This is a genomic window from Flavobacterium sp. 28YEA47A (assembly GCF_041262125.1).
In the GTDB taxonomy this organism is placed as follows: domain Bacteria; phylum Bacteroidota; class Bacteroidia; order Flavobacteriales; family Flavobacteriaceae; genus Flavobacterium.
This window is the reverse complement of the sequence record NZ_JBGCCI010000006.1, coordinates 129248-151417: the sequence shown is the minus strand read 5'-3', so window position 1 is coordinate 151417 and position 22170 is coordinate 129248. Positions and strand designations below refer to the sequence as shown.

Annotated in this window: 14 protein-coding genes; 10 read left to right on the top strand and 4 right to left on the bottom strand. The window is 37.8% G+C overall.

From position 1 onward, the window contains the following. The first annotated feature begins 10 nt into the window (after positions 1–10). The 5 genes from ABH942_RS10475 to ABH942_RS10455 all read left to right on the top strand — a co-directional run bounded on the left by ABH942_RS10475 (position 11) and on the right by ABH942_RS10455 (position 7706). Positions 11–1108 (top strand): MauE/DoxX family redox-associated membrane protein, encoded by a 1098-nt coding sequence (locus ABH942_RS10475; protein WP_370031733.1) that lies wholly within the window; start codon positions 11–13, stop codon positions 1106–1108. A gap of 6 nt (positions 1109–1114) precedes the next feature. Beyond that, positions 1115–2191 (top strand): ABC transporter permease, encoded by a 1077-nt coding sequence (locus tag ABH942_RS10470; RefSeq protein ID WP_370031731.1) that lies wholly within the window; start codon positions 1115–1117, stop codon positions 2189–2191. Positions 2192–2314: 123 nt separating this feature from the next. Then, positions 2315–2812: a TlpA family protein disulfide reductase gene (locus tag ABH942_RS10465; protein WP_370031729.1), complete on the top strand. Its 498-nt coding sequence runs from the start codon at positions 2315–2317 to the stop codon at positions 2810–2812. Next, entirely contained in the window at positions 2812–3564 is a 753-nt protein-coding gene (gene tpiA, locus ABH942_RS10460) for a triose-phosphate isomerase (protein ID WP_370031727.1), read from the top strand. The genes ABH942_RS10465 and tpiA overlap by 1 nt, the downstream gene beginning before the upstream one ends. A 194-nt stretch (positions 3565–3758) precedes the next feature. Then, positions 3759–7706: a choice-of-anchor I family protein gene (locus ABH942_RS10455; RefSeq protein WP_370031726.1), complete on the top strand. Its 3948-nt coding sequence runs from the start codon at positions 3759–3761 to the stop codon at positions 7704–7706. A 144-nt stretch (positions 7707–7850) separates the two neighbouring features. Here the strand turns inward: ABH942_RS10455 and ABH942_RS10450 are convergent, their stop codons facing one another. From ABH942_RS10450 to ABH942_RS10440, 3 genes are all read right to left on the bottom strand, one after another. Beyond that, positions 7851–10199, bottom strand: a complete 2349-nt coding sequence (locus tag ABH942_RS10450) for a hypothetical protein (RefSeq protein ID WP_370031724.1) — start codon at positions 10197–10199, stop codon at positions 7851–7853. Beyond that, positions 10153–11289: a hypothetical protein gene (locus ABH942_RS10445; protein ID WP_370031722.1), complete on the bottom strand. Its 1137-nt coding sequence runs from the start codon at positions 11287–11289 to the stop codon at positions 10153–10155. Before ABH942_RS10445 ends, ABH942_RS10450 begins: the two co-directional genes overlap by 47 nt. Before the next feature lie 141 nt (positions 11290–11430). Beyond that, complete coding sequence (locus tag ABH942_RS10440; protein WP_370031720.1) at positions 11431–12648, bottom strand: porin; 1218 nt, start codon at positions 12646–12648, stop codon at positions 11431–11433. A gap of 178 nt (positions 12649–12826) precedes the next feature. Here ABH942_RS10440 and prmA point away from each other — a divergent pair, with 178 nt between their 5' ends. Then, positions 12827–13660 (top strand): 50S ribosomal protein L11 methyltransferase, encoded by an 834-nt coding sequence (gene prmA, locus ABH942_RS10435; protein WP_370031718.1) that lies wholly within the window; start codon positions 12827–12829, stop codon positions 13658–13660. A gap of 14 nt (positions 13661–13674) precedes the next feature. Then, complete coding sequence (locus tag ABH942_RS10430; RefSeq protein WP_056065742.1) at positions 13675–13950, top strand: ATP-dependent Clp protease adaptor ClpS; 276 nt, start codon at positions 13675–13677, stop codon at positions 13948–13950. A gap of 42 nt (positions 13951–13992) precedes the next feature. On the opposite strand, the gene ABH942_RS10425 is transcribed toward ABH942_RS10430, so the two are convergent. Continuing rightward, positions 13993–14424, bottom strand: coding sequence for a lipocalin family protein (locus ABH942_RS10425; protein ID WP_370031716.1), 432 nt, complete (start codon positions 14422–14424; stop codon positions 13993–13995). A 137-nt stretch (positions 14425–14561) separates the two neighbouring features. On the opposite strand from ABH942_RS10425, the gene ABH942_RS10420 reads away from it, so the two are divergent. The 3 genes from ABH942_RS10420 (at position 14562) to ABH942_RS10410 (ending at position 22170) form a co-directional block, all read left to right on the top strand. Next, positions 14562–17363, top strand: coding sequence for a triple tyrosine motif-containing protein (locus tag ABH942_RS10420; protein WP_370031714.1), 2802 nt, complete (start codon positions 14562–14564; stop codon positions 17361–17363). 253 nt (positions 17364–17616) lie between these two features. After that, complete coding sequence (locus tag ABH942_RS10415) at positions 17617–20682, top strand: SusC/RagA family TonB-linked outer membrane protein (protein WP_370031712.1); 3066 nt, start codon at positions 17617–17619, stop codon at positions 20680–20682. 12 nt (positions 20683–20694) lie between these two features. After that, the gene (locus tag ABH942_RS10410) at positions 20695–22170 is read left to right on the top strand and encodes a RagB/SusD family nutrient uptake outer membrane protein (RefSeq protein ID WP_370031710.1); all 1476 of its coding nucleotides are present in this window, start codon (positions 20695–20697) and stop codon (positions 22168–22170) included.

Here is a 22170-nt window from a genome sequence, read left to right as displayed (position 1 = left end):
ACTTAAACTCATGGAAAACTTTAAAAAATACCTGCCTTGGGCCATCCGAATTCTGATTTCTTTCTTATTCCTAATTTCGGCTGTGGCTAAATTATACCCGTCGCCTTATTTTGCTATTTCTACTTTTGAAGTGAAACAGTTATATCCAATGGGATTTTCAGAAGATTTTTCTGTTTTCTTTTCCAGAATATTAATCGGAATTGAGTTAGCATTGGGGCTTTTACTGCTTCAACCGCATTATTTAAAGAAATGGGTAATTCCTGCTACTATATTAATGCTTGCAGTATTCACAACTCACCTGACTATTGATACGATTCAGAATGGTGGCAATACCGGGAACTGTGGCTGCTTTGGTAGCTTGCTTCCTATGACACCTATTGAGGCTATTATCAAAAATGTTATTGCAATAGTACTTTTGGCATATTTGCTTTATTTATTACCAAAAGGAGCTACTGATAAAAAGAATTTCTGGGTATTGACAACCATTACCCTTGCTTCTATATTGGCAATTTTTATGATGGCTCCCATACAGCCAAAAGTTGTAGAAGGAAATGTTGATGATGCTTCTGGTTTGCCGATGGAATCATTAGAGAGCTTCCCTACGCAATCAGCCGATTCTTTAGCAACAACTCCTGCTACTGAAACTAAAACGACTGAAGCTCCTGTTACTGAAACTGAGACTAAGGCAACAGACGAACCTGCTCCTCAAAAATCAGGTTATGCGCAATATTTCAGCAAAGCAGACCAGGGCAAAAAAATTATCTGTCTGTTTGTTCCGGGTTGCGACCATTGCCGTGACGTAGCGAAAGAACTTGCCGAAATGAAAGCTAAAAACAAAAACTTCCCTGAAGTATCTGTATTGTTTATGAACGAAGAACCTGAAAAGATTCCTGAATTCTTCAAATTTGCCGGAGCGGAATACCCGTATAAAGTTTTGGAAGTGATTCCTTTCTGGAAACTTTTAGGTACCAGCAAAGATACTCCAGGAGTGATTTACCTTTGGAATGGAAACAAAATCAAGGAATGGGACGGTATCAACGAAAAGAAATTCGTAGGTTCTGAACTGCAAAATGTCTTGAAAAAGAACTATTCTGAGCTCAAAAAATAAGCTTCATTGATTAAATACTTAGTACATAAAATAGGATATGCACTGCTGACACTTTTTGGAGTTGTTACAGTCATATTCTTTTTATTTAATGTATTGCCAGGCGATCCGGCTCGAATGATGCTCGACCAGAATGAAAATTCGGAGCAACTGGCAATCGTCAAAAAAAAATATGGTTTTGACAAACCAATTTCAACACAATATTTATACTACCTGAACGATCTTTCGCCTGTTTCTTTCCATAGCAAAAATCAGGACGACTACACTTTTCTTACGGAAGGAAAATATAATGCGCTGCCTTTGTTTTCTATCGGGAATAATGAAGTCGTATTAAAAACACCTTACTTGCGTGAAAGTTTCCAAAAAAGCGGAAAGAAAGTATCAGATGTTATTGGAAATACGTTACCCAATACCTTCCTATTGGCTTTATTTGCCATTGTTATTGCTATTGTTATCGGAATCCTGCTCGGAATTGTTTCGGCTCTTTATAAAGATACCTGGATTGACCGGGTTATCGCTTTGCTGAGTACGCTTGGAATGAGTATTCCGTCCTTTTTCAGCGCTATTTTATTCGCTTGGCTTTTCGGATTCCTGTTACACGAATATACCGGATTGAATATGACCGGAAGTTTGTATGAGGTAGATGATTTTGGTGAAGGACACTATATCCAATGGAAAAACATATTGCTTCCTGCAATCGTTTTGGGTATTCGTCCGTTAGGCGTTGTGATACAGCTAATGCGTAATTCGCTGCTGGAAACATTTGGACAGGATTATATCCGAACGGCCCGCGCCAAAGGATTGTCGGAATTTCAGATTATTAGAAAACATGCTGTCAAAAACTCCCTGAATCCTGTAGTAACTGCTATTTCGGGTTGGTTTGCTTCGATGTTGGCAGGAGCTGTTTTTGTAGAATTCATATTTGGCTGGAACGGTTTGGGAAAAGAAATCGTAGAGGCTTTAAATAATTTAGACCTTCCTGTAATTATGGGATCAGTATTGGTGATTGCTACAACCTTTGTAGTGATTAATATATTGGTAGATATGGTATATGCTTATTTGGACCCGAAGATTCGATTGCAGTAGTTATTCAACCCTGCCTGGGTTGACGAAAACCTTTGCGTAAAAAACCCTACAAACAGCCAATATTTAATAAATCTTTCTGAAAACTTAATACTATATTTGCTTATCACATTAAGAAAAAAAACAATGAAAAAAATATTCTTATCACTTCTTGTTGTTTTGGGAACTATTTCGTGTTCTAAAGCGCAAAAAAGCGAATTTTCTCCAGAAGCCTTGGCTGAGAAATTACAGACATTAGACGGAAAAGAAATCTCTTTCAAGGAAATAGTAAACAAACACAAAGGAAAAAACCTTGTAATTGATATTTGGGCTTCGTGGTGTGGTGACTGCGTTAAGGCAATGCCGAAAGTCAAAGATATGCAGGAAAAAAGCCCAACGACAGACTATATCTTTATTTCGATGGACAAAACTGCCGATAAATGGAAAACCGGAATTGAAAAGCACGAGCTTAAAGGCGAGCATTATCTTGCTCCGGACGGTATGAAAGGTAAATTTGGAAAAGCTATAGACCTGGATTGGATTCCGAGATATATTGTCATTGATAAAAAAGGAAAAATCGCCATCTATAGAGCTATTGAAACCGATTTTGATAAAATAAACGCTACTTTAAAAAAATTAAAATAATGAGACAAAAGATTGTTGCAGGTAACTGGAAAATGCACAAAAACGCCGAAGAGACAGAAGATTTACTAAACGACCTGATTGATAAACTTCCAAACGATGTAGAAGCTCATATCATTGTAGCTCCTACTTTCGTTAATCTGGCTTCTGCTGTTGACCATCTTGAGTTTACCAACATAGGTGTTGCTGCACAAAATATGCATCAGGCTGAAAGCGGTGCCTTTACAGGTGAAATTTCTGCCGATATGCTTAAAAGTATTGGTGTGGGCATCGTTATTTTAGGGCACTCCGAAAGAAGAGCTTATTTCCATGAAACTGACGCTCTGCTTGCTGAAAAAGTAAACACTGCGTTGAAACACGATATGCAGGTTATTTTCTGTTTTGGAGAAGAATTAAAAGACAGACAATCTGGAAATCATTTTAACATTGTTGAAAACCAATTAAGAGACGGATTATTCCATCTGGAAGCAAAAGATTGGGAAAACATCGTTCTTGCTTACGAACCAGTATGGGCTATTGGTACAGGCGAAACCGCTACGCCGGAACAAGCACAGGAAATGCACAAATTTATCAGAGAAACAATTACTGCTAAATACAGTGCCACGCTTGCTGAAGAAGTTTCAATCCTTTACGGAGGCAGCGTAAAACCAGACAACGCAAAAGAAATTTTCTCTAAGCCTGATGTGGATGGCGGACTGATTGGCGGTGCTGCTTTAAAGGCATCTGATTTTGCTGCTATTGTCGCTTCTATATAAGTATCAAATAGTTATCATAAAAAAAGCCCGGATGCAAAATCCGGGCTTTTTTATTAAGGCAACATTAAGCCAGCATTATGCCTTAACATTTATAAAACATCCGGAAAGCTTCTCTTAAACATTCTTTTATGAGACAGTAATAGCTGATTAACACCACATAGTGACTTTTGTCGGAATTAATCAACTACATACTTATGTCAAACAACTACACCTCAAAAATCGGAAAAGTACTCCAGATGCTTCTCCTCCTTTTTGCAGCCCAATTTACGTATGGGCAAACTCTTATCCATTATTGGAATTTTAACAACAATGCTTCCGAAGCAGCTATCACAACTCCAACGCAAACATTTGTTACTGGCGCTTCATTAACTGCTATCGCAGGAGGAATCAGCGTTATTGACTTTGCCGGAGGAACCGGACAAGCATTTGATGTACAAAACCTAAATGCCAGAAACAATGATGCTCCTGGCACACATTTACGTTTTAACGACCCGATTGGTGGCGCTTTGCAATTTGCATTGCCTACAACCGGATATGAAAACATCATCGTAAAATTTGCTACACGCCGTTCAGGTTCCGGAGCCGGAAACCAAAAATGGTCGTATACTGTTGACGGAACTACTTTTGTTCCATTTGCTACCATCGCTCCTAACAACGGAAATCCTGCTTTAGAAACATTAGATTTCAGTGCTATTGCAGCAGCAGATAATAACCCGAATTTTAAACTAAAAGTAGAATTCGAAGTTGGCGCGGGTGGAACTGTCGGCAATAACCGTTTTGATAACTTTACTGCTGAAGGTAGCCCTGTTGGCGGTGGCGATACTGTCGCTCCTACTGTAACTTATGTTCCTGCAAATTCCAGTACAAATATTGCTGTAAGTGCTAATATCACTATAAGTTTTAACGAAGCCGTCCGACTAGTTAACGATGCTGCAATCGACAATACTAATGTTGATGCTTTGGTAGAATTACGCCTGAATAACGCATCTGGAGCTTTGGTTCCATTTGATGCTACCATTTCAGGAAACACCATCACTATCAACCCTACTTCAAACCTGGCTAATAACCAAACGTATTATGTTGCTTTGCTTCCAAATACGGTAGAAGATCTTAGCGGTAATGCAGTAACAGCTGTTACTTCAAGTTCTTTCACTACCATTGCGGTACAAACTCAATTCCAAGCCGGAGATTTGGCCTTTGTAGCTTATAGAATGAATGCTTCCGGAACAGAAGACGAAGTTGCTTTTGTTACTTTTGTAGAGATTCTTCCAGGTACTTTTCTAACTTTTACAGATTCAAAATATACCTCTAACACGCAGCCGCAATGTCCAAACGGGATTGTATGGACTGTAGGTGCTAACGAATGTATTCCTGCTGGTTCAGTAGTAAAAATCCAAACCTCAGCTTTAATTGCAAGCAAAGGAACAGTTACAGGTTCTGGTTTCGGATTAAGTTCTGGCGGCGATCAGGTTATCGTTTATTCCGGAACAGCTGCTGCTCCAAATTATATCACAGCCTTAAGTTCAAACGGTTGGGTTACTACAAATACTTCTTGCAGCGGGAGCTTATCAATGATTCCAGCCGGATTGATTGACGGAACAAGCGCGCTAAACACTTCAACTGCACCAGGAAACGATGCCGGAAATGCAGTAAACGCTTATTATAACGGTGTACAAACTGGAACTGCAGCTGCTTTAAAAGCGGCAATTCTTAATCCTGCCAACTGGTTAGCTATTGCCGGAGGTACAGCACCCCAAACCTGGCCGGTTTGGAATTTCCCAAGTTCATTGCAGGTACAGAATGCGGTTGTGATAAACAACACTACCCTTCAGATTACATTTAATGCCAACCTGAATACTGCCTCAGCTTCTAACGTTGCTAATTATACCGGAGTTGCAAACCTTAGCTCAGTTAACGTATCAAACAATATTGCTACTTTAACTTTCTCAGCTCCTTTTGCTCCTGCTACAAATTATGCTTTGGTTATCAGCAATATCCAGGATGCTTCTGGTACTACTATGGCTTGTCCTTATACTTACAACTTTAGCTTTAACGCTACATTATCATTGGCTTCTAATTTTATTACTGTTAATGAGGATGCCGGAGTTTTAAATTTTGTTGTCAATCTTGCTGCTGCAACAACTGGTTCTGTAGACTTGGTTGTAAAAGCGGCTCCGTTCAGTACAGCTGATTCAAACGATTTTACATTCACAACAAGAACATTAAACTTTACTTCAGCCAGTACTTTGGCACAGACCATCCAGATTCCGATTATTGACGATACAACTCCTGAACAACAGGCAGAATATTTTGTATTGAGTCTTGAAAATCCAGTTGGATATACTATTACTGGAAATCCAATGGCTACCATCTATATCAAGGATAACGACAGAGGTCCAAAAGTTCCAAACAACGATATCCAATTGAACTATATCGGAAGTTTTGATCCTTCAGGAAGCAATAGCAGTACTTGTGAAATTGTAGTACACGATCCTATTTCCCAAAGATTGTTCACAACGAGTGCCGTTGCGGGTTATCTTGACATTATTGATTTCTCGAATCCAACTGTTTTAACGGTAGTGACCTCTATCAACATGAATCCTTATGGCGGTGTGACAAGCGTTGCTGTTAAAAATGGAATTGTTGCCGTAGCATCACCAAATACAAACGAAGCTCTTGACGGTTCTGTAGTGTTTTTCAATACTAATGGTGTTTTCCAAAAACAGGTTACTGTTGGTGCACTTCCGGATATGATTACTTTCACACCAGACGGTACAAAAGTATTGACAGCTAACGAAGGACAACCTAATGCAGACTATACCGTTGATCCGGAAGGTTCTGTTAGCGTAATAGACATTTCAGGTGGTATCGCTTCACTTTCTCAATCTAACGTAACTACAATGTTGTTTACACAATTCAACAGTCAGGAATCAGCTCTTATTGCTAGTGGTGTTAGAAAGTTAAAAGCATCAAGCACATTGTCACAAGATCTTGAACCGGAATACATCACTATTAGTGCTGATTCTCAAAAAGCATGGGTTGCCTTACAGGAAAACAATGCTATCGCAGAAATCAACCTGACAAACAACACGTACACGTCTATTTGGGCATTAGGTACAAAAGACATGAGCGTAGTTGGAAACGGAGCGGATATTTCTGATAATAACGGACAAATTTTGATTGCCAACTGGCCAATAAAATCATTCTACCAACCTGATGGAATCGCTACATATTCTGTTGGAGGTTCCAACTATATTGTAACGGCTAACGAAGGTGATGAAAAAGAATATACAGGATTTGTTGAGCGTATCACTATCGGAGCTTCTGGCTATGGATTGGATGCAGCAGCTTATCCACAGGCAGCTATGCTAAAAGAAAGCTATAATGCGGGTCGATTCAGAGTGTCTGCCTTTTCAGGGAATACAGATGCGGATGCCGATTTTGAACAAATTTATGCTTTAGGCGGACGTTCTTTCTCCATCTTTAATACTGATACCAAACAGCTTGTTTTTGATAGCGGTGACGATTTTGAAATGTACACTGCTTTCACACCATCTATCAATCCAATCTTTAATGCCGATCACGAAGATAATACGCCAAAAGGAAGAAGCCGTGCTAAAGGTCCAGAACCAGAAGGTGTTACACTTGCTGAAATTGCAGGAAAGACTTTTGCTTTTATTGGTTTGGAAAGAGTTGGTGGTGTTATGGTATATGACGTGACCAATCCAAACGATGTGAAATTTGTAGATTATAAAAACAGTCGTAGCGTTTCTGCTTATGCCGGTGACCATGGTCCGGAAGGTATTACATACATCAAAGCCGAAAACAGCCCTACCAACAAAGGCTATATCATAGTAGCTAATGAAATCAGCGGTACGTTGACTTTGTTTGAAATAAATGCTGAAAACCTTTCTGTACCTGGATTTGAAAACGAGCCTAAAACGTTCGTATTGTTCCCAAACCCGGCAGTTGACGGAATCGTATACTTTAACAGAATAGCCGATATCGAAGTTTTCGACTATACAGGAAAATCAATTCACAAGGCAAAACAAGCCTTGACAATAGATACTTCTTCATTTGCATCAGGTATTTATCTGGTAAAAACTTCAGAAGGAATTACAAAGAAACTTGTTGTGAAGTAGTAATCCTTCCTTTACCTTCCTTTTTTGAAAAGCCGGTTTCGTCCTGAAACCGGCTTTTTATTTGCTATCCCGTATATGCTTTGCAACTCTGCGCCTTTGCGAGCTATTTTCACGCAAAGGCGCAAAGACGCTAAGTTTGTACATTTACTTTATATAACTCTCCAAAAGCGGGCAGCTATAACGCTTGAATATCTTCGTATCGCTATAATCGGAATAAAATTCATATAGCTCCTTCCCTGCCTTGTATATTTCTTTTGAATCGTAATCTTTATTAAAAGAAAAAGCATTCTCGTTACAGACATGAATCATCAGCAAAGCCATGGCTTTTTGTTCTTTGTTAGATTTTGCATTTTCAAGTACTTTTTTATAAAAGTCTTTCGCCATTGTGCAACTATAATAATTTCCGTTTTGGAAAAGCTTACGACGCTCCGTAGTATCGGTCATAAAATAATAATCTGAAGTCGCATCTGTATCATGATAATTATTATTTGAATAGCTCGACATCATCCATGAATTCCCAAAATAACTGACATTATAATAGGCATGTCCCAATTTTAATAAGCTCTCCGGCGTATTGGATTGTTTGAGACGAGTAAGTTCCTGTATAAACTTTGTTTTATTGAAATCATAATTAAAATTTTTCTTGTCTTTATACGCCAAAGCTTTCGGTATAAAAGGGTTTTCATTCAGATAGTTGGCGTACTGATAAGCATTCTTCCAAAAATTCTGGTCCATGCTTTCAAATGTTTCTGCTGCCAGTTCAAGATTATTATTCCTAAAAGCAATTGTTCCTTTTACATCTTTATAAAAATCAATTGGTGCCGCACTACTGCATAAATACGTTTCAAAAGCAGTCTTGTTCTTTTTTCCAAGAAGTGTTATCACTCCTTCCATATCTTTTTCAGAAGCATATCGGTCAAAATAACCAATAGGGGCATAATTCAATTCTGGATAATTACTAAAATAATCCAACTCCGAATAGCCATAGGTAAAGGTCTTATATCTCTCTGACTTAGCAAATAAAAATCCCGCCGTAACTATATCTTTCTTTTTTTCATATTCATAGCCTATAAGTCTTGTGAGGGAGTAAAGACTTTTAAAAAATGAATGGTCATTTTCTGCCAAATCAGAAAGTTCATTTATGGAATTAAGTATGATGTTTTTTGTCTTTTCAGAATTCACATCGCCCAATTTCACTTCAACTAATGCCAACTGTATGTTTTTTTGAGCTATGATAGAAGGATTTGCACTAGAAGAAATCAACGAAGCGTAATACTTGCCTAACTGTATCTCATCATCCATAAAACAAAGCTGTGCAATGGCGCTGCACATATAATCTCTCTGTTCGCCTGATAAATTTGGGAAAACACTAATCAGATAATCCCTAAATTCTCTAAGATATTTGATGTCTTTCTCATAGTTCTGCCGCCTGGCGACTTCATAATCATCATACCATTGTTTTTCAGAAAATTGTACTGAAGGGCCTCTCCTAGTGAACTTTGGTGTAAAAATCCAATCTTCAAGTTTATTGATTTCTCTTCCCACCAAGAAACTGAAATAGTCACTCTGCGGAATATATCCATATACTTTTTTGATGTCTTCAAAAGCAGGTGCCGGATTCCTTAAAGCACGCATAGCCAAAATGTTTCCTTTTTCTGTATTATTCCTGGCAAAAGAAAGTGTCTGATCAGTATATTTTCTATTAAAATTCTGCATCGTTGCAAACGATTTATCATCACAGGAAGCCAAAACCTGGCTCAAATAATAGTTCGCTTCTGCCGAATTCTCTGTACTGATTGCCTTAAAAAAAAGTGCCCAAGGCTGAAGAATCGTTTTATTTGTTGAATTCGCAAAATACGTATCATAAAGACGAACCATTTCTTTTGGCGAAACGCTATAAGAACGCATTAGTAGATAGGCATAACGTTGTTTTAAAAATTCGGTTTTAGCTGATTCTAATTTTTTCTGAAACTCCGGAAATCCCTTCCTTTCGGAATCATAGTTTTGGTCCAGATTATCCCAACTTTCCCATTTTTCAATTCCGGAATAGTTATATTCTGTATGTTTTGCATCTGAGAAATAATCCAGGAGTGCCTTATTTTTAGGCAGAAGAAGATTTTCTATAAATGTATTTCCTTTAAAAACTTCTTTTAAGGTATTACTTTTATAGGCTGTCTGGAATTTTTCTGAATCGGTTTCATATTGTAACTTATATACATCTTCCCATTTCACATTACCTCCCAGTTCTTTCTGCCATTCTTTACAGTTTTCTATCTGATCGCGCTTAGAACTTAAATAAGTCTGAAAATAATTATCCGAAGAATAATAAAAACTCCTCAATCTTTCCGAGCCTGCTCGCTCTGAACGAAAAATGGCAAGTCGAATTGTTTCGGCTGATTCAAACCAGCCGCAAGCCAAAGAAGAAACCGTGAAAAGCAAAAGGAAGCTAACGCTCAAATTGCGCATAATACGAGTTGATTTTATCAGTGCCATAATTTTGTATGAATTTAGTATCCCAGGAAAAGAAGGTAATTCTTGCGTTGTTTTCCAGCTTGATTTTACTTTTTATATGCTTAATCATCTTTTGCATTTCACTGTCTGAAATTTTCTCAATCCGGATTTCATCTCCATTTCTAAAGAAACTTTCGCCAATAATCATATCATTTTTCAGGACATATTTATTGTCTGTTATTTTCTTTATATTCAGAGTGTCATTCTCGAAATCAACAGCACTATTATCAGAAATAATTCCTTTAAACTGATCGCCCCTAAATACTACCGACCAGCTAAAAATTGGCAACGCAATGTCCAATGGAAGCTTATAGTCGCTATGTGTTATGAATTCTTCTATTTCACGACTTGTTGCTATGGAGTTTTCTGTTTTACGTTCACTTGGACTACTCAAATTATAGCACATCAGCAAACCTTTATCAACCGGCGGAATTCCTGCCTTTTCAAAATATTTATACTGCCATAAACGAATCGTTGCACTTAACTTATAGTCGGGTTGTTTTAATTTTTCCAAAAGGTAAAAATAATTGTCTTTTGATTTGACAGTCCAGTCACAGTCAATAAGGACTTCTTTAGGCATCTTGGACCCTTTTTTCTTTTCGATTTCCATGATAGAGTCTATAAGTTTAGATTCATATGGTCTTTTAACCTTAGCAGCATAATCAAAGGCATATTTTTGGCTTTCGACTTCATGAAATTTATCAAGAATCAGATGCATTCTTTTCTGAATGTTTTTTGCCAGCGTATCCAATTGCCCTTTGTTTGAATTCAAAAGCACATTATTTGTAATAAAAATACTGGGAGTAATTTCCTGAATATCGGATTCATAAGGCAGTAGTAATGTTGACCGTCGTAGTGTTGCCACCGGACGTGGTTCTCTATCATACGGATTCCAATCTACATCAAAAAAGCGTACATAAAAGTGCTGCACGTCCATTTCTTTTTGTAGTTTAATATCTTCCTCATAAATGTACCATTTCGTTTTCCAAAAACAGAAAGAATGTGTTATCTTTTTCTTCTCGCAGGAGAGAAAAGCCAAACACAAAACCAAGGCCAGTCCAAACTTTTTCATAACAGAAATTTAATCAAATCTGTAACGAGAATAGTATTAAATAAAGTATGTTTTACAAGGCTTAAAAATTTATTTTTTGGAAATAAAAAAAGCTGGATTCAGTATAGAATGCCAGCTTATTAAATGATATATTTTTGGTAATTAAATCCCTATTTCAACCTGAAATCTCAAATACCAATTTTGTTTAGAACTTCCGTCAAAATAATTCAGGTCGTCTAGTGTTAACTCTCCTTGCAATTTGAAAGCGTGTTCCCAGATGTATTTTGTAAGCCCAATGCTGTATTGTTTGGTGTTTGGCGCATATTGCCTGATATCATCATTTACTTTTTGTGTAGAGAATCTTCCAATAATTTCATAATTGGTTGGGAAAAGATAGCTCAACTGATAATCTATACCGCTACCGGTAAATACATACTTTATATCCTGTGCATCTTCCGGATTAACTGTAACCGGATTATTCGCCGTTCTTGACATATAGCTTGACATTGCCGCCCAGCCGTTGTATTTTACAATCGCATCCAGCATAACAGATTTCATGGTTCTCTGCTCAAATAAATCATCACCCAACTGCCCTTGTGTTCTTCTGGCATGGTTGTTTTGCTGGAAAGCCGCTGAAAGCATCAGTTTTGGCTTTTTCTCACGGGCAAGATCTCCTTCAAAATAAACACCGTCTTTTGAAAACGCACCAAATGGCAAAATTTCTACTTTTCCGGTAAGCGCCACTCCATTATCATTGCTTTTTGTCCAGTTTCTTCCTTCTCCGGTACTTACAGCTGTCTTAACATTATAAGAAAACTTTTCTGCATAATCATTCAGATAATGTGCCTGAAAACCAAAATCCCTGTCAATTGTAAACTTCGCATTGTTGATCGAACGATCCGTTAGTTGTAAACCTCCGGAAGAATTCACCCTTTGTCTGTTACCCGGCAATTTGGTCTGTCCAAAACTAAAACTCCAGCTTTTGTTAGGTCTGTAATAAACCACCGCATCACGAATAATATTGATATTTTCTCCTTCTTCTATTTGACCTACATCGCCCGGGGCAAATGAAAGCTGTAAAGCATACAGAAATTTCGGGTTCCCTACATAACCATCAAAACGCAATCTCAATCGTCTTACTTGTCCGTCATAAGCCGCATCTTCACCCTCATTCTGTATATAAGTTACCCTGTTTTGCATCCTGAAACGAATATTCAACTGGAAAAGGCTATCGGGAGACGTCAGTCCCAAACCGCGTCCGAAATTATAATACGGCAAGGTTGGAAGTTTAAGGTCATTGTCTTTTGTGCTAATCTTGATATCTTGTGCTTGTGCGGCCAATCCCAGAAACAACAGAAAGAGCGGTAAAATTTTCTTCATTTTGAATTTTGATTAGTGTAATTTTCGACAAAAGTTAATTCACATTTTGGAAACACTCAGGAAACAAATGTTATCTTTCTTTGTATAAAAATAAGCATACGTTATCATAGCGCAAACTTAATATTAATTTTAACTGCTGAATGTTATGATAATATTACCTTTGCAAAAATTTAATGTTATGGCAAATACCTATCTGGGATATCACTTCAAAGTAGAACCAAAAGAACTGGGTTCTGAAATTCTTGTAGCCGAATTGGGCGAAAAACCTTTTGAAAGCTTCATTGAAACTGAATTTGGAGTCACAGCTTATATCCAGAAAGCACTTTGGACTGAAGATGTACTTGAAGATATTTTCATATTAACCTCGCCAGAATTTATCGTGAGTTATACGATAGAAGAAATTGAGCAGGTAAACTGGAATGAAGAATGGGAAAAGAATTTTGAAGCGATCGACGTTGATGGAATCTGCCATGTACGTGCTCCTTTTCATGAAAAGACGGATGCCAAATATGATATTGTTATTGAACCGAAAATGTCTTTTGGTACCGGACACCATGAAACGACACACATGATGATACAGCATCTGCTTGAAACGGATGTAACGGGAAAGAAAACGCTCGATATGGGTTGCGGAACAGCGATTTTAGCAATATTGGCAGAAATGAAAGGAGCACAACCTATTGATGCCATAGACATTGACAATTGGTGTTATTTAAACTCCATTGAAAATGCAGAACGCAACAACTGCCATCATATTACGGTTTACGAAGGTGATGCGGCTTTACTTGCCGGACGTAATTATGATGTGATTATTGCTAATATCAACCGAAATATCTTGCTGGAAGATATGCAACAATATGTAGATTGTCTGAATTCGGGAGGCACGCTTTTCCTAAGCGGCTTTTATGAAGAAGACATTCCTGTGATTGATGCTTCATGCACTGAAAAGGGACTAACCTATGTTAAAAAACATCAAAAAAACAACTGGGTAGCCCTGAAATACGTAAATTAGACAAAATTTTGAATATGAGTACTAAAGAAAAAATTTTAGAAGAAGTACTGGTTGAAGAACTGACTTCCTTAAACAATGAAATTATTCTTTATAATGACGATGTGAATACCTTTGACCATGTTATCGATACCTTGATACGTGTATGCAATCATACTTCCGAGCAAGCTGAGCAATGTTCTATCATTGTGCATTATAAAGGAAAATGTACCGTAAAAACGGGTTCGTTAGACGAATTGAAACCACAGTGTACCCAGCTGTTAGAAGCCGGACTAAGCGCTGAGATAGTTTAAATTAAAAGGCTCCCAATGGGAGCCTTTTTTATTAATCCGGAATCAGTTTTTCGTAAAAACTTTGACGACTTTTACCGGAACGCCACTCACATCTACTGTATTTTCATACCGCAATTCTGAACCGTTTAATTTTGTAACCTGATACGTATCTGTTCCAATTGTTAGCGTATTCCCATTTTTCGCCCAGGTTGACTGGCTGGCATCTTCAACGCAGGCATTATTCTGGTCTTTGTTCATCAAAACATTTCGGAAAATACCTCCTTCATTAAACTCGACATGGTCTTTCTCACAGCCATTTTCATGGCCTACATAACTTTGGTCAACAGGAGTGCCATTACCTGTTGTTACGATCGTTTTGTTGTAATTCCATTTGCCGGCTATGCTTCTTTCAAAACCGTCATTGTCTGAACTGCAGGATGCGAATAGCAAGCCTATTCCTGCAACCGTGCAAATCAAAATCTTATTCTTTCTCATAGGTTGTGTTTTGAAAATATAACTAAAAAACTGGCTAAAAATTGTGATATAACGGCAATACATCAAAAAAGCGCTTGCAAAGTTTTCATTTCAAATCGTATATTCGTACTACTTAAAGAACCTAATCCCTATACATTTTGTCGAAAAAACTACTCATATTAGTCCTATTCAGCTATTTATCAAGTTTTTCTCAAGAACTTCCTCCTATCCTGAAATATGCCTCCAATATGTATGGTGCCGGGAATCAAAACTGGATGATAACCCAAGACAACAATCAATTTATCTACTTTGCCAACAATGAAGGGCTTTTAGAATTTAATGGAGCCAACTGGACGCTTTATCCATCGCCAAACGAAACCATTATCCGGTCAGCCAAATCCATCAATAATAGGATTTATACAGGATGCTATATGGAATTTGGTTATTGGGAAAGACAAAAAAATGGCTTGTTAAAGTATACTTCACTGAGTAAGCCCATAATTGACAAAATGCTAGACGATGAACAGATCTGGAATATTATCGATTATGACCAATGGGTTATCTTCCAATCGCTCAACCAGATTTTTTTATACGATACCAAAACATCTAAATTCAAAATTATTACTCCAAAAGGAGCCATTTCAAGAGCCTTTAAAGTTAACGATGCTATCTATTATCAAACATATACCGAAGGACTTTTTGAAATTGAAAATGGACAAGGCAAACTGATTTCTAATGATCCTATCCTGTTAAAAAATAAGATTGTAAACATTTTTTCCAGAAATGGCGGATTGCTCTTACAGACACAATTCAACGGGTTCTATACCTATTCTAATGCTAAATTTGAAAAATGGCATACGGAAGCGGATGCTGACTTTTCAGCCAGTAGCATTTACAGCAGCCAGATACTTTCTGACGGGAGCTTTGCTTTAGGTAGCGTTTCAAACGGAATATTCATCATTTCTAAAGAAGGAAAGATGCTGTATCATATTACCCAAAATAAAGGACTGAGCAATAATACGGCACTTTCAATTTTTGAAGACCACGATCGGAACATCTGGATTGGACTTGACAACGGAATTAACTGCATTAATATTAACTCTCCGGTTCGTTCCTTTTCTGACGATACCGGAATACTAGGAACGGTCTATACTTCCATTCTCCATGACGGAAAACTATATGTAGGGACAAATCAGGGATTATTTTATAAAAATTATAGTTCGGCAGAAGATTTTAAATTCATCGACGGCACTAAAGGACAGGTCTGGGCGCTCTATTCTTATAAAGGCACTTTGTTTTGCGGCCATGACTCCGGTACATTTATTATCAATGGAAATAAGGCTAACTCTATTTTTATTACCTCCGGAACCTGGAAATTTGAAAATGTACCCGGACGGGAAGATTTGCTGATCCAGGGTAATTATTATGGAGTTTCTATTATAGAAAACAAAAACGGGCAATGGCTCTTCAGGAATAAAATTGATGGATTTGATTACTCCTCTAAATATTTTGAGATTACAAAGAACCTGGAAATATATGTCAGTCATGAATACAAAGGCGTTTTCCGTTTTCAGCCGGATCGTGACCTGCGTAAAACAAATGAAGTCATTACCTATTCCTACCCAACGAAAGGAAAAAATGCCGGTCTGACAGAATTTAACGGAAGTGTTTATTATTCTTATAAAAGCGGTATTTTCAGACTGGACCCAAAGACCAAAAAATTTGAAAAAGACACAATTTTGAGCCGTGTTTTTGAAAAAGACGGTTACACATCGGGCAAATTGATGGTTGATAATTCCAACAGGCTTTGGTTCTTTACCAAAAACTACATCAATTACTTTTCCTATGGAAAGTTGAGTACCCAGCTCAAGCACAATATTATTCCTATTCCGTCTTCACTTACCAATTCAATGCTGGGTTATGAAAACATTACCCAAATATCTGATTCTGTTTATTTAATCGGAACAACAGACGGTTATTACACAATCAATATTGATGATCTCAAATTCAGCAAATACAAGGTCTTTATGTCGGGTATTCTGGTCAATAAGTCCAACGAAAGCCCCAGACATGCTCTAATGGACGAACATTCTGATTTTAAGTTCGCAGACAATAACATTACTTTCTCCTATACAGTTCCCGAATTCAACAAATATATCAATGCCGAATACCAATTTCTTCTTGAAAACTATCAGGAAGAATGGAGCGAATGGAGCAATAAACCAACTATAAATTTCAAAAACCTTCCGCCTGGTGACTATACTTTTAAGGTACGCGCCAAAATAGGTAGTGAATTGTCTGAAAATACTATCTCTTACACATTTACAATACTAAAACCCTGGTATAGGACAACTTTGGCAGTTATCTTCTATATCATCATTTTTATAGTAATGGCTTACTTTATCAACCGTGCTTATAAAAACTATTATCACGAGCAAAAAGAAAAGCTAATCGAAGAAAACAACCGACTGCTTGAAATTAAAGAATTGGAAAGTCAGCAGGAACTGATGAAAATTAAAAACCAACAGCTCGAACAGGACTTTGAAAGTAAAAACCGTGAACTTGCGGCTTCAACCATGAGCCTGATCAAAAAGAACGAATTGTTAAGCCTGATTAAAGATGACCTGAAAAGAAATTCTGAAGAAGGTAACAGAAATATCAAATCGGTTATTACAACCATCAACAAAAACATCAGCGAAGAAGACACCTGGAACATTTTCAAGGATGCGTTTAACAATGCCGATAAAGATTTCCTGAAAAAGGTAAAAAACCTGCATCCTTCGTTAACACCAAATGACCTCCGACTTTGTGCTTACCTCCGATTGAATCTTTCTTCCAAAGAAATTGCCCCACTACTTAACATTTCTGTGCGTAGTGTTGAGATAAAAAGATACCGTTTGCGTAAAAAAATGGATTTATCCCATGAAGAAGGGCTTGTAGAGTATATACTTTCGATATAACAAACCACAACAAACACAAAATTTACCTATACATCACCACAACAACAACGTTGTAATTGGTTTTTTCGGCTTAAGATTAAGCATGTTAGCAAAAGTTTAAAAATCTCTTAAATTACTGTTAACGCTCGCTTTCTTTTATCAATAATGCAATTTTTAAAATATTTTTTTGAATTGTATATTTTTTGTTGTGGTTCTCTTTATCATATTCTCATACAAGACTTCCTAATTTTAGATATCACAAAAAACAAATTATATGAAGTCAAACTTTTTCCTCATTGCTTTCATCTTAATTTCGTCTTTCTGTTATTCGCAGGAATATGAAATTAATGGTAAGGTAACTGAAGCTCAAACAGGACTCCCACTACCTGGAGCAACTGTCGTCGTAAAAAACGGGACACTACAAACAATAGCGGATTTAGATGGAAACTTTCAAATATCCGGCGTTCCATCGGGTGCTACTTTAGTATTTAGCTACGTTGGATTCTCCAAATATGAATTCAAGGTAACTAAAAACGAAAAAATTACAGTAGTACTAAATCCGGATGCAGAATCGCTAGAAGAAGTTGTAGTGATTGGTTACGGAAGCCAAACGAAAAGAGAAGTGACCGGAGCTGTAGGAATCGTAAGCAGCAAAAATCTTGAAGATTTGCGTCCTGTGAAAATCGAACAGGCTTTACAAGGAACTGTTTCTGGTGTCAATGTAACTACACAATCCGGAAGACCAGGTGGTAATCTTGATGTAAGAATCAGAGGTATCGCCACAAATGGTGAAAACAGACCTACTTTTATAGTAGACGGTAACATTATTAAAGATATCGGGTTACTAAATCCAAACGATATTGAAAGCCTTACGGTATTGAAAGATGCGCAGGCAGCTATTTATGGAACTATTGGTGCCAACGGTGTTATCTTAATTACTACGAAATCAGGAAAGAAAAACTCAAAAACAAGAATTTCCTATAACACTTACATGGGTTCTCAGGAAACCAGCAGAAAACTTCCATTATTAAATGCTACGGAATATGCCCTGCTATTGAATGAAAGCTATGCCAATGCAGGTAATTCGCTACCATTTCCTAATGTTTCATCCTTAGGAAAAGGGACGAATTGGCAGGATGAAGTTTTTGATACCGGAGTACCAATCATTAGCCATGATTTATCGGCAAGCGGCGGATCGGATAAGGTTACTTACAACATTAGCGGATCGCATTTGGATCAGGGCGGTATTATAGGCGGTTATAAATCTAATTTCCTACGAAATACAGCGCGCTTGAACCTGAATGCTGATCTGACCGACAAATTAAGAGCAAAAGCAAATGTGATGTACTTGTACACCAGCTCTCGAACTTTCACCGAAAATGCCTTAGGATCGGTTTTATTTAACGCTATTAACACACCTTCCATATACAAACCTTACGATCAGAACGGCAACCTTACTGTATTACCTAGCGGTGATGTGAATGTTCCGGGCAGTAACATCGGTTTTGAAGTTATCAACCCATTGGCACAAATTGCAAACACTTTTAATTCCTATAATCTTAAAAGGGTAAGCGGTTCTTTTGCCTTGGAATATGATGTAATCAAAGATTTGACAGTAACAGGCCGTATTGGTTTTGAAACTTCAAACAGTGAAGGAAAAACATTCAACAAACTTGTTGATTATGGTCCAGGAAAAGTCTTTAATAATCCACGAAGCAGCGTAGATCAAAGCGCAATCAACGACAACAGCTATACGTTCGACCTGTTTGCAACGTATAAAAAAACATTGGCAGAAAACCACAATTTTGCACTGACAGCAGGTACCACCGTATTTAAAGAATATGGAAACGGATTGAATGCAACCGGATTCGACGTGCCAAACAACTCATGGGAATTTGCCGATATTTCTCTGACTACAGGTTATGTTGACAGAAAAGCAGCAGGTTCTTATGCTTATGACGAAAGAAGATTATCTCATTTCGGAAGACTTCAGTATGATTACAAAGGAAAATACTTATTATCTGCCATGATTAGAAGAGACTTATCTACCAAATTCGGACCTTCGAATCGTGTAGCCTACTTCCCTTCTTTTACAGCCGGTTGGGTAATTTCTGACGAAAGTTTCTTCCCGGAATCAAAATCTATCAATTTCCTGAAATTAAGAGGAAGTTATGGAACTCTTGGAAACGACCAGATTAAATCAAATGCTTATATCTCATTACTTGGAGGTGAAGCCACTTATATATTTAACGGACAGCTTGTCAACGGAAATGCTATTGGATTACTAGCCAATCCGGATGTTAAATGGGAAGAAGCCAGAAAATTCGACGTAGGTTTGGATTTCCGTCTGTTCAACAACAAAGTTGAAATCGCTACCGACTATTTTATCGATACCCGAAAAGATCTTTTGATTGTAAACGTTCCAATCAGTGCAATAACTGGTATTGCGGCTCCTGGAGGTTCTTCTCCTGTCATCAATGCCGGAAGTGTTAGAAACAAAGGTTTTGAATTTGCAATAAACTACAAAGAGCAAGTATCAGACAATTTTTCTTTTAACATCAATTATAATGTTACCACACTAAAAAACGAAGTAACCGAAGTTAATAACGGTACCGGATTTATTGAAGGAGGTTTATTTGGAACAAGTACACTGACTTCAAGAATGCAGGTTGGACATCAGATGGGATATTTCTATGGCTATAAGACGAACGGAATTTTCCAAAATCAGGCTGAAGTAGACGCACATCCGTCACAATTGGCTTTGGGAGCAGAAGCAAAACCTGGTGATTTACGTTTCGTAGACGTCAATGGCGATAACAAAATCGACGCTAATGACAGAACAGACCTTGGAAGTCCAATTCCAGACGTGACAATGGGACTAAACTTTAGCTTAAACTACAAAGGATTTGATTTCACAACCTATCTTTTTGCCTCGATCGGAAACGACATGGTAAGAGCTTATGAAAGAACCCAAAATGACGTAAACAGAATGAACTATACATTAGGCAGATGGACAGGTGAAGGATCAACCAACAGCGTTCCAAGAGTTACTACAGCCGCTACAGCCAACAATGTATTCTCAGATTATTTTGTTGAGGACGCTTCCTATTTGAGAATCCAGAACGTACAACTGGGTTATACGATAAATTCTGCGTTCACAGAAAAAGCAGGAATATCAAAACTGAGAATCTATACCGGCGTAAACAATCTTTACACTTTTACAAAGTACATGGGTTACGATCCGGGAGCTTCTAATGGAAATCCTATTGGAGGTGGCGTTGACAACGGATTTTATCCGATACCGAGAACTTATTTGTTTGGTGTAAATGTTAATTTTTAATTGATGACAAAAATGAAAAAGAATATAATCACAGCCTTTATGGCATTAACGCTCCTCACAACCGTTTCTTGCGGAGATGATTTTATCGACAGGGAAGTTCCTTATTCGATTGGAGCAGATAATTACTTCAACAACGAACAGGAATACTATAATGCATTGATTGCAGCTTACGATATTTTACAATCTACTTATGTCAATGTTTTGTTAGGTGAAATCGCCTCAGACAACACCTTATCCGGTGGAGAAAGTGCTAACGACGTTATTGGTTTCCAGCAAGTAGACGAAATGATCCATACGCCTGTAAATGCGAACGTAAAAAACGTATGGGACTGGATGTTTGCCGGTGTCAACAGGGCTAGCTATATCATGGAATTCAAAGACAAGACCAATTTTGCTAACAAACCTCAGATTATTGCAGAAGCGCGTTTCCTTAGAGCCTACTTCCAATTTGAGCTGGTAAAATGGTTTGGAGGTATTCCGTTAAAACAAGACGCACGATTTAAGCTGGGTGACGAAAAAACCATCCCAAGATCATCCAAGGCAGAAGTATATGCTTCAATCGAAAATGACCTGATTTTGGCTATTGCCGATTTAAACCCTACTGCTCCACAAGTGGGACGTGTTACAAAAGGTGCTGCACAGGCCTTATTAGGAAAAGTGTACCTATACCAGGACAAATTTGATTTGGCAGCCCAAACGCTGGAAAATCTGATTACGGTAACCGGAGGCTATTCTTTAATCTCAAACTACGATACTATTTTTGAAGAAGCACAGGAAAATGGAATGGAATCTGTTTTTGAAGTGCAGTATACTGATATTGAAGGCGCAGGATTTGAATGTCTTCAATGTAGTGAAGGAAATGTTGCCGTAGGATTTAACGGGCCGAGAAACTATTCAGGACCAAGATTTTCTTCGGGATACAGCTTTAACATACCTACGCAGGCAACCGTTGATATTTATGAAGCAGGCGATCTAAGAAAAGATGTTGCCATTTTGGATATCGCCGCTTGGGCTGCTGCAACCGGAGCTACCTATGGCGTAGGTTATAAACACACAGGATATTTCAATAAAAAATACATTCCAAGAACCCGAAGAGCTAATGCTGCAGGAGATTTAAACCTGACCAACCCAAACAACTACAGAGCTATCCGCTATGCTGATGTTTTGCTAATGGCAGCCGAAGCCTTCAACAGAGGCGGAATTGACGATACAAAAGCAAGATTCTATCTCAATCAGGTAAGAAGACGTGCATTTGGAGATACCAATCATGATATCAACGGAACCGGAACAACACTTACTTCTTTAATCTGGCAAGAAAGAAGAAGAGAACTTATGGGAGAAGGACACCGCTTTTTTGACCTGGTAAGAACCGGAAGAGCAGCTATCGAAATCGATGGATTTACCGCTGATAAAAACGAAGTATTCCCTATTCCTTTCGAAGAAATTCAATTTTCAGCCGGAAACTGGCAGCAAAATACTGGATATTAA